This window comes from Streptomyces europaeiscabiei (assembly GCF_001550375.1).
In the GTDB taxonomy this organism is placed as follows: domain Bacteria; phylum Actinomycetota; class Actinomycetes; order Streptomycetales; family Streptomycetaceae; genus Streptomyces; species Streptomyces europaeiscabiei.
In genome coordinates, this window is the sequence record NZ_LRTR01000126.1 from 1 (window position 1) to 10011 (window position 10011).

General features: G+C 70.1%; 6 protein-coding genes. 1 reads left to right on the forward strand and 5 read right to left on the reverse strand.

The window, feature by feature from the left end:
- Positions 1 to 182: 182 nt before the first annotated feature.
- Genes AWZ10_RS05760 through AWZ10_RS05770 form a run of 3 tightly spaced genes read right to left on the reverse strand, consistent with a single transcriptional unit; the run spans position 183 to position 3894 of the window.
- Entirely contained in the window at positions 183 to 1145 is a 963-nt protein-coding gene (locus tag AWZ10_RS05760; protein ID WP_046707869.1) for a carbohydrate ABC transporter permease, read from the reverse strand.
- Entirely contained in the window at positions 1142 to 2182 is a 1041-nt protein-coding gene (locus tag AWZ10_RS05765; protein ID WP_060890594.1) for an ABC transporter permease, read from the reverse strand. Before AWZ10_RS05765 ends, AWZ10_RS05760 begins: the two co-directional genes overlap by 4 nt.
- A gap of 26 nt (positions 2183 to 2208) precedes the next feature.
- Positions 2209 to 3894, reverse strand: a complete 1686-nt coding sequence (locus tag AWZ10_RS05770) for an extracellular solute-binding protein (protein WP_060890595.1) — start codon at positions 3892 to 3894, stop codon at positions 2209 to 2211.
- 377 nt (positions 3895 to 4271) lie between these two features.
- Between AWZ10_RS05770 and AWZ10_RS05775 the strand changes: the two genes are divergently transcribed.
- On the forward strand, positions 4272 to 7187 hold the full coding sequence (locus tag AWZ10_RS05775) for a glycoside hydrolase family 3 C-terminal domain-containing protein (protein ID WP_060890596.1): 2916 nt from the start codon (positions 4272 to 4274) through the stop codon (positions 7185 to 7187).
- 197 nt (positions 7188 to 7384) lie between these two features.
- On the opposite strand, the gene AWZ10_RS05780 is transcribed toward AWZ10_RS05775, so the two are convergent.
- Both AWZ10_RS05780 and AWZ10_RS05785 read right to left on the reverse strand, forming a co-directional pair.
- Positions 7385 to 8836: an aldehyde dehydrogenase family protein gene (locus AWZ10_RS05780; protein ID WP_046708880.1), complete on the reverse strand. Its 1452-nt coding sequence runs from the start codon at positions 8834 to 8836 to the stop codon at positions 7385 to 7387.
- 416 nt (positions 8837 to 9252) lie between these two features.
- Positions 9253 to 10011, reverse strand: a 759-nt coding sequence (locus tag AWZ10_RS05785; protein WP_244172411.1) for a PucR family transcriptional regulator, incomplete at its 5' end; no start/stop codon positions are given.

Here is a 10011-nt window from a genome sequence, read left to right on the forward strand (position 1 = left end):
CGGCTGCGGGTGGTGTGCGGGTGCTCGCGCGGTTCCCCGCGCCTCTCAAGGGCCTACGGCCCTTCCGAGTCGAAAAGCAGGGGCGCTGCCCGCTTATTCAGGGGCGCGGGGAACGGCGCGACCAGCCACGAATCACCCGCAGCCGCCGACGCCCCCGCACCCCGAGCTCATGGGCGCCCCGGTCAGCCCTTGACCGCGCCGGTGAGCATGCCCTTCTTGAAGTGCTTCTGGACGAAGGGGGAGAGGACGGCGACGGGGAGGAGCGCCATGACCATGACCGCCATCTGGATGGCCAGCGGGGAGAGCTGGCCGGTGTTGATCTGGGCGGAGAGGCCGACCGGGCGTTCCTGTCTCTGGACGAGCTGGATCATGACGTTCTGCAGCGGCATCATGTCCTGGTCGGTGAGGTAGATGGAGGCGTTGAACCAGGCGCTCCAGTAGCCGACGGCGTAGAAGAGGGCGATGACCGCGAGGACGGCTCTCGACAGCGGCATCACGATCTTCCACAGGATGCGCCAGTCGCCGGCGCCGTCGATGCGGGCGCTGTCGATGAGTTCCGGCGAGATGCCCATGAAGAACGAGCGCAGCACCAGGATGTTGAAGACGCTCACCGCGCTGGGCAGGATCAGCGCGAGGTAGGTGTCGGTGAGACCGAGGCCCTGGACCAGCAGATAGGTCGGGATGAGGCCCGCGCCGAAGAACATCGTGGCGAGCAGGGTCATCAGGATCCAGCGGTGGCCGACCGAGCCGACGCGGGAGAGGCCGTAGGCGCACAGCACCGAGACGGTCATGCTGAACAGGGTGCCGACGAGCGTGACGCCCACGCTGACCAGCGCGGCCGTCTGGACCTGGCCACCGCTGAGGAGTTCCTTGTAGGCGATGAAGGTGATGCCTCTGGGGACGACGACCAGGCCGCCCGCCTCGTCGATGGTCTTCTTCGTCTGGAGGCTGGTGACGATGACGATCCACAGGGGGAAGAGGATCGCGAAGCAGGCGAAGCCCAGGGCGATGCCCTTGCCCGCGAGTCCGGCCTTGGCGGGTTCCTCCTCCCATGACGGACGGGGCGGCGCGGCCCAGCGGCTCGGCCCGCGCACCGTCGGCCGCTGGTCGGCCGGCTCGGTCGGCTTGTCGAGGAGTGCGCTCATTTCTTGTACACCCCCTGCTCACCCATGAGGTGGGCGACCTTGTTGGCGGTCAGGACCAGTGCGAGGCCGACCATGCCCTTGATGAGTCCCGCGGCGGCGGCGTAGCTGAAGTCCTGGTTGCGGATGCCGTTCCACCACACGTAGGTGTCGAGGACGTCGGAGGCGTCGACGCCCACCGCCTGCCGCTGGAGCAGCAGTTGCTCGAAGCCGACGGTCAGGGCGTCGCCCACGCGCAGCACCAGCAGCAGGGCGATCACCGGGCGCAGGGCGGGCAGCGTGATGTGCCACATGCGCCGCCAGCGGCCCGCGCCGTCCATCGCGGCGGCCTCGTACAGGTCGTGGGAGACGGAGGAGAGCGCGGCGAGGAAGACGATGATGCCCCAGCCGGCGTCCTTCCAGATCATCTCGACCGTGACCAGGTACTTGAAGATCTCCGGGTTGGTCATCAGGTCGAAGCCGTCGTAGCCGTGCTGACGGAGGGTCTGCGCGAGGACGCCCGCCCCGCCGAAGATCTGCATGAACACAGTGACGACGAGGACCCAGGAGAAGAAGTGCGGGAGGTACATGATCGCCTGGGCGACGGCCCGGATCCGGGGCCTGACGATGCTGTTGATGAGCAGCGCGAGCAGGATCGGGATGGGGAAGAACAGCACGAGCTGGAGGAAGAACAGCACGAACGTGTTCTGCACCGCGTGCCAGAACGCCGAGTCCGCGAAGATCCGTTCGAACTGCTCGACGCCGACCCAGGGACTCTGGAAGATGGCGACGAAGCCGTTCTCGCTGAGGTACGGGTCGTAGTCCTGGAACGCGACCAGGTTGCCGAGGATCGGTATGTAGTTGAAGACCAGGATCAGCAGGACCGCAGGCAGCGTCATCAGGATCAGCGTGCGGTCACGCCGGAGTCTGAGGCGGAGGCTCAGCTTGCCCGCGCGTCCGTCGCCCCGGGGGCGGGGCCCATTGGCGTCGCCGGATGCCACCGGGGTCTTCTCCGGGGTCTTCGCCTCGGCCCTGGGCCGGGGCACCGTGCTGTGGGACACGGCGTTCTCCTTGCCTCGGCCCCGGATCAGCTCGCCGAACCGGTGTCGTCGAGCAGCTTCTTGTACCAGTCGCGCAGGCCGTCGCCACCCTTGCTCTTCCAGTCGGACACCGCCTGCTGGACGTCGCTGATCTTCTTGCGGCCGCGCACGACGTCGTCCTCCAACTGCTCGAAGTTGTCGGCGAGGTTGGCCCAGCGGTTCGGTTCGGTGACGGTCAGCCCGAAGAAGGAGGTCTTCTTGGTGAAGGCGCCCATGCGCTGCTGCCACTCGACGATGCCCTTGGTCACGTCGGGGAAGTCGGGGTAGGCGACGTACGGGGCGGGGTTGCCGGTGTAGTCGTAGGCGCCGTTGACCTCGTTGACACCCTGGGTGGACTTGACCGGCAGGCCCTTCTTGATGTCGTAGTCCGTGCCCTCGACGCCGTAGGCGGTGAGCATGAACTCCTTGGTGCCGTAGGGCGCGGCGCAGTAGTTGCAGAGGGCGAGGAAGTCCTTGATCTGCTGCGCGGTGGCCTTCTTGCTGACGAAGGTGAAGATGTTGGCGGGCTGGACCGCCCACAGGGTGGGGTCGCCGCCGTCGGGGCCGAAGATGTCGAACGCGGCCATGTCGAAGTCGGAGTTCTGGGTGGCCTGTTCGGAGACCGAGCCCCACCAGGCGGAGATGTTGCCGTTGAAGACCAGGGACTGACCGGCCGTGAACCGGTTCCTGGCATCGCCGCCCGCCTTGCCGGACACCGCGTCCGGGTGGACCACGTCGGCCGCGTAGAGCTTGCGCGTCCACTCCAGCGCTTCGAGGTACTCCTCGGTCTCGACGCGGTTGACCAGTTTGCCGTCGACCATGTTCCACCACAGCGCCTTGTCGCTGCCGGGGAAGACTCCGTAGAAGTTGAACGACGACCACTTCATGTCGTCGCAGGCCCACACCTTCGACTTGGCGTCGGTGGCCTCCTTCGCCCAGGACAGGAACTCTTCGGGGCTCGTCGGAACGCTGTAGCCCTTCTTCTCGAAGATGTCCTTGCGGTACATGGGCGCGATGTCCGTGACGTACGGGGCGGGCATCGGGACCGCGCGCAGCTGGCCGCCGAAGATGCCACGCTGCCAGGCCTCGCTGGGGACGGCCGCGAGGTTCGGGTACTCCTTGACCTTGTCGCCGGAGAGGTAGGGGCCGAGGTCGGCGAACTTGGCGTTGATGGCGCTGGGTATCTTGCCCATCAGGTTCCAGCCGGGGACGACCACGACGTCGGGGATGTCGCTGGAGGCGAGGACCGCGCCGAGCTTCTGGTCGTAGGTGACGCCGTCCTGGTTCTGCCAGGTCACCTCGACGCCCGCGGCCTCGTTCACCGCCGTGTAGTACGGGTTGTCGGCCTTCGGCGGGGTGCCCCAGAACGGGGACATGATCTTCAGCTTGCCGCCGCTGCCGAGCTTCTTCGGCACCGAGGTCTTCAGGTCGGCGGTGGCGATCGCCTTGCTGAAGCCGGCGGGTGCGCCGTTCTTCGCCGGGATGTCGGGCGCCACGACGCTCGACGCGACGAACGTCGGAAGGATCTTCTGCGCGTCCTTGCCCGACGTCGTGCCCTCCTTGCGGCCTTCCTGCGAGCCGCCGCAGGCGGACAGCAGCGGCACACCCCCCGCCACGACGGCGGCGGCGACCGCCGTGGAGGCGAGGAAGCTTCTCCGGCTGGGCGCGGCGGAGGTGGCGGAGTTCGGCGTCATTGCGTCAACCCTTCATGGCGCACACCAGGACACCCGGCGGTGGCCGTCGGCTGCGGTGTCTTGAGTAGAACTGGCTGTGCTGAAGCGATGATCATCGGAGGGAGGTGAGCACGCGAAGCGTTTCCCTCCGCAGTCGAAGCGCTTCGATGTTGCTGCGAGGTTAAGTGAACGACCGGGGGTGCACAAGGGTCGATTCCCAGATTCCTCGGAGGTGTGAACGACCGGAGCAACCCCTTCCGACCTTCGATATCCCGGCCTGAATGACGGTGGGGAAACGGATCTGTTGCGCCTTGGTCTCTTGACACCCACCCCACGGTCGAATGAGCATCGAAGCGCTTCGAAAGCGCCTCGCCGCTCCACCGCAAAGGGATCCCCACGTGACCGCACAGACGACGCCCACGCCGCCTTTCCGCGATCCGCAGCTGCCGCTCGCGAAGCGCATCGACGACCTGCTCCAGCGGCTCACCCCGGACGAGAAGGTCGCGTTCCTGCACCAGTTCGCGCCCGCCGTCGACCGTCTCGGGGTGGCCGCCTTCCGTACCGGCCAGGAGGCCCTGCACGGGGTGGCCTGGATGGGTCCCGCGACGGTGTTCCCGCAGGCCGTGGGGCTCGGCGCGACCTGGAACGACGACCTCGTCCGCCGCGTCGGCGAGGCCGTCTCCACCGAGACCCGCGCGATGCGGGCGCGCGACGACCGCGTCGGCCTCAACGTCTGGTCCCCCACGGTCAACCTGCTGCGCCACCCCCTGTGGGGCCGCAACGAGGAGGGCTACTCCGAGGACCCCAGACTGACCTCGGCGATCGCGACCGCGTACACCCGCGGCCTGCGCGGCGACCATCCCACGTTCTGGCGCACCGCCCCCGTGCTGAAGCACTGGCTGGCGCACAACAACGAGACCGACCGCTCCGTCACGTCCTCCTCGGTCCGTCCCCGTGTCCTGCACGAGTACGACCTGCGTGCCTTCCGTGAGACCGTCGAGGCGGGCGCGGTGGCCGGTGTCATGCCCGCGTACAACCTGGTCAACGGCCGCCCCAACCACGTCTCGCCCTACCTGGCCGACCATCTGCGCACCTGGACCGACGAACACCTGCTGGTCTGCTCGGACGCGGGCGCGCCGTCGAACCTGGTCGACTCCGAGCACTACTTCGACACCCATGAGGAGGCGACCGCCGCCTCGCTGCGCGCGGGCGTCGACAGCTTCACCGACCACGGCACGGAGAGTTCGACGATGATCGGACGAATCCGGGGCGCCCTGGCCCAATCGCTGCTGACCTCGGACGACGTCGACGGGGCGGTCCGCCGCCAGCTCTCGGTCCGCTTCCGCCTCGGCGAGTTCGACCCCGGGTCCGACCCGTACGCCGACCTCAAGGACTTCGACACCCCGGCCCACCGCGCCCTCGCCCAGGAGGCCGCCGAGCAGGCGGTCGTCCTGTTGAAGAACGAGGGCGGTCTGCTGCCGCTCGCGGCCGACACCCGGATCGCCGTCGTCGGCCTGCTCGCCGACGAGTGCAAGCTCGACTGGTACAGCGGCACCCTCATCCACCGCTCGACCCCGCTCGAAGGCCTGTACGACCGCTTCGGCGCCGAGCGCGTGTCGTTCGCCGAGGGCGTGGACCGCGTACGCCTCAGGGCGCTGTCCACCGGCGCGTTCGTGTCCGTCCCCGAGGCGGCCGAGGCCGCCGACGAGGTACGCGGCGCCCAGGGGGCGCTCGATCCGGCGCTCCTGGCCGGCCGCACCGACCTGTCGCCGCTCACCACGGACGCGGACGGCACCGAGCTGGCACTCGTCGACTGGGGCGAGGGCGTGCTCACCTTCCGGGCACCGGACGGCCGCTACCTCTCGGTCGCCGACGACGGGTATCTGCGCGCCTCGGCCGATCAGCCGGGCGGCTGGATCGTCCAGGAGACCTTCCGCCTGGAGCCCTCCGAATCCCACGGGAACGGTCACCTCCTCCAGCACACAGGGACAGGCCGGTACGTCACTGTCGACGCCGACGGCGTAAAGGTTGCCGACGAGAATCCGGAAATCTTCGAGCTCATGGTGGTGCAGCCCGGCGAGGAGGCCGTGGCCAGGGTGGCCGCCGAGGCCGACGTGGTCCTCGTGGTCGCGGGCAACGACCCGCACATCAACGGCCGTGAGACCGAGGACCGTGCGACCCTCGCTCTCCCCGCCCACCAGGAGCGTCTGCTGCGCGCGGCCCGCGCCGCCAACCCGAACACGGCGCTGGTCCTGGTCTCGGCCTATCCGTACGCGGTCGACCCCGCGGACCTGCCCGCCGTCCTGTGGACCGCGCACGGCGGGCAGGCCGCGGGCACCGCCCTGGCCCGGGTCCTCGCCGGTGACGTCTCCCCCGCGGGCCGCCTCCCGCAGACCTGGTACGCGACCGACGCGGACCTTCCCGACCTGCTCGACTACGACGTGATCGGCGCCCGTCAGACGTACCTCTACTTCGAGGGCACCCCGCTGTTCCCGTTCGGCCACGGCCTGTCGTACGCGGAGTTCGCGTACGGAAACCTGGTCGCCCACATGGGTGACGGTGAGCTGACGGTCTCCTTCGACGTCACCAACACGGGCGCGGTGACCGCCGACGAGGTCGCCCAGCTCTACGTCCGCGCCGAGGACCCGTCGGTCCCGCGCCCCCGCCGCGAGCTGGCCGGCCACCGCCGCGTCACCCTCGCCCCCGGCGCCTCGACGGAGCTGACCTTCCGGCTCCCGCTCTCCGTCCTGGAGTTCTGGGACGTGGCACACGGCACCTGGCATCTGGAGCCGGGCACGTACGAACTGCTGGCCGGCGCGTCGAGCGAGGACATCCGCCTCCGTACGCCCGTCACCGTCGAGGGCGAGCCGGTCACCCCGCGCCCGGTCGTGACCCACGGCCTGAACGCGGCGGACTTCGACGAGCAGCGCGGCACGGAGATCGTCGACCGCGCGAAGGTGTCGGGCGACGCGGTGGCGCCGGCGGGCGGCGCGTCAGGAGAACCGGCGGGCTCGGGTGGGCCGAAGGGTTCGGGCGGGCCGAAGGGTTCGGGCGGGCCGGGCGAACTACTCTTCCGCCACTGCGACTTCGGGGCGGGTGTCACCGGGATGACGGTGGAGGTGGCGGGCGAGGGGAGCGTCGAGTTCTCGCTCGTCGGCGGCCCGGTGCTGGCGGCCCTCACGCTCGCCACGCCCACCGCGGACTCGTACACGTACACGACCCTGCGTGCCGCCGTCTCGGCGGCCGGCGTCCACGACGTGCATCTCAGGCTGCGCGGCCCGCTGCGGCTGGCGCACGTCGGCTTCTCCGGTTGAGGGTCCGGAACAGGCCGACACACAGAAGGGGCCCGGCACCGGAAGGCATCGGTGCCGGGCCTCTTCATCCCGGGATCTGACCCCAGACTACATGAAAATGATTGTCACAAGCTAGAGGTCACCAGGAACTTCCGGAGATCCGGAGATCCGGAGATGCTCAGACCCTCAGACCCTCAGAGCTGGAAATCCGGACATCCTCAGAGCTGGAGCCCTGTCAGGACCATCACCCGCTCGTAGGTGTAGTCGTCCATGGCGAAGCGCACACCTTCACGCCCCACACCGGACTGCTTGGTCCCGCCGTACGGCATCTGGTCGGCGCGGTAGGACGGCACGTCACCGATGACCACGCCGCCGACCTCCAGCGCGCGGTGGGCGCGGAAGGCGGTCTGCAGGTCATGGGTGAAGACGCCCGCCTGGAGACCGTACTTGGAGTCGTTGACGGCGGCGAAGGCCTCGGCCTCCCCCTCCACCTTCCGCACGGTGAGGACGGGCCCGAAGACCTCCTCGCAGGAGATCGTCACCTCGGCGGGTACGTCGGCGAGGACGGTCGGCGCGTACGAGGCGCCGTCGCGCTTGCCGCCGGTGAGCAGGGCGGCCCCGGCGTCGACCGCCTCCCGCACCCACGTCTCGACCCGCTTGGCGGCGTCCTCGCTGACCAGCGGCCCCACGTCGGTCGCGCCGTCGGACGGGTCGCCGGTCACCTGCGCCTCGACCGCGGCGACGATGCGGGGCAGCAGCCGGTCGTACACGGACGCGTCCACGATCACCCGCTGCACGGAGATGCAGGACTGTCCGCCCTGGTAGTTCGAGAAGGTCGCGATGCGGCCGGCGGCCCAGTCGAGGTCCTCGTCGCTCGTGTAGTCGGCGAGCACGACCGCCGCGCCGTTGCCGCCCAGCTCCAGCGTGCAGTGCTTGCGCGGCGCCGAGTCCATGATCGCGTAGCCGACCTTCTCGGACCCGGTGAAGGAGATCACGGGCAGCCGCTCGTCCTGGACGAGGGCGGGCATACGGTCGTTGGCGACGGGGAGGATGCTCCAGGACCCGGCGGGGAGCGCGGTCGCGGCCTCCGCGAGCAGGTCGCCGATGACAAGACCGGAGAGGGGGGTGGCCGGGGCGGGCTTCAGGATGATCGGCACACCGGCCGCGATCGCCGGGGCGATCTTGTGGGCGCAGAGGTTGAGCGGGAAGTTGAAGGGCGCGATACCGAGGACAACGCCCTTGGGGAAGCGGCGGGTGAGGGCGAGCCGCCCCTGTCCGCCCAGGTCGGTGTCGAGCCGCTGAGCCTCGCCGCCGTTGAACCGCCGGGCCTCCTCGGCCGCGAACCGGAACACGGACACCGCCCGGCCGACCTCGCCCCGCGCCCACTTGATCGGCTTGCCGTTCTCGGCGGAGATCAGCTGCGCGATCTCCTCGGTCCGCTCGACGAGACCCCTGCTGACGTGGTCGAGAACGGCGGCCCGCACATGCGCCGGCGTCGCCGCGAACTCGTCCCGCACGGCGTACGCGGCGGCCACGGCCTCTTCGACCTGCTCGTCCGTAGGCACGCTCACCCTGCCGACCAGGCGGCCGTCCCAGGGCGACGTCACATCGAACGTGGTCTCACCGGTGGCCTGACGGCCGGCGAGCCAGAAGGCGTGGGTGGCGGTCATAGTCGATCCCGGCCCTTCGGTGGGTAACACATTTTCGGCTTCCGGCTCCACGGTAGGGCCGGGGCGACGGGCGGTCGCTTGTCCGGCACGTATGAGTGCGGGCGGGGGTTGCGCCGGATTGGAGGGGTGGGTCGCCGGGTGCTGATCCGGTGGGGCCTGCTCGCGCAGTTCCCCGCGCCCCTGAAGGACCAGGCCCCGCGCCCCTGAAGGACCAGGCCCCGCAGGCCTGAAGGACCAGGCCCCGCCGGCCTGAAGGGCAACGGTCCGGCGGCCCGAAAAGCCAGGGGCGAAGCCCCTGCTTTTCAGGGGCGCGGGGAACTGCGCGAGCAACCACGACGGACCCGCGGCCGGGGGTCGAAGGGGCACCGCCCCTTGAGGATGGGACGGGTAGGGGCGGCGGGGGCGAAGAAAGCCCCCTACTCCCCCGCCGCAGCCGTAGCCTTCAACGCCAGCCACAGCTCCATCCGCGCATCGGGATCGTCCAGCGACCGCCCCACGATCTCCTCCACACGCCGCATCCGGTAACGCAGGGTGTGCCGATGAACCCCCAGATCGGCGGCAGCCGCATCCCACTGCCCGTGCCGGGACAACCACGCCCGCAACGAGGCGACGAGATCCCCCCGCCCGGTCGCATCGTGTTCACGGAGCGGCCGCAGCAGACTGTCGGCGAAGGCCCGCACCGCGTCGTCACCGAGCAACGGCAGCACGGACCCGGCGGCCAGCTCCTCGTGCTCGACCAGACACCGCCCACGCCGCCGGGCCACGGACAGCGCCTGCTCGGCCTGCTTGTACGCGGCGGCGGCCGCGATCGGCCCGGCGGGCGCGGACAGCCCGACGACGAGTTCCTCCTCCTCGACGGAGACGGGGACGGCCACGGAGGTGGGGCCGGCGACGGCCCCCGGATCCCGTCCGGCCGCCCGCGACGTCTCCAACTCCACCGCGAACTCCCCGCACGCGGCGACCGCCGCACCCCCGTCCACGGCGAGTATGACGAGCCGCTCCCCGTCGGGAACGACGAGCACGGCCTCCCCGCCCCGCGCGGCGGCGGCCTCCACCACCTCGACGAGCTGCCCGAGCAGATCACCACCCGAGCCGACGGCAACCGACCCACCGACCGCCCACCGCCCACCACCCACGGCACCGCCACCGCCACCGCCACCGCCACCGACCCCGAG

Coding starts and splice junctions, on each gene's coding strand:
- AWZ10_RS05780 (WP_046708880.1), bottom strand. CDS start 8,836: ATGACCGCCACCCACGCCTTCTGGCTCGCCGGCCGTCAGGCCACCGGT.
- AWZ10_RS05760 (WP_046707869.1), bottom strand. CDS start 1,145: ATGAGCGCACTCCTCGACAAGCCGACCGAGCCGGCCGACCAGCGGCCG.
- AWZ10_RS05770 (WP_060890595.1), bottom strand. CDS start 3,894: ATGACGCCGAACTCCGCCACCTCCGCCGCGCCCAGCCGGAGAAGCTTC.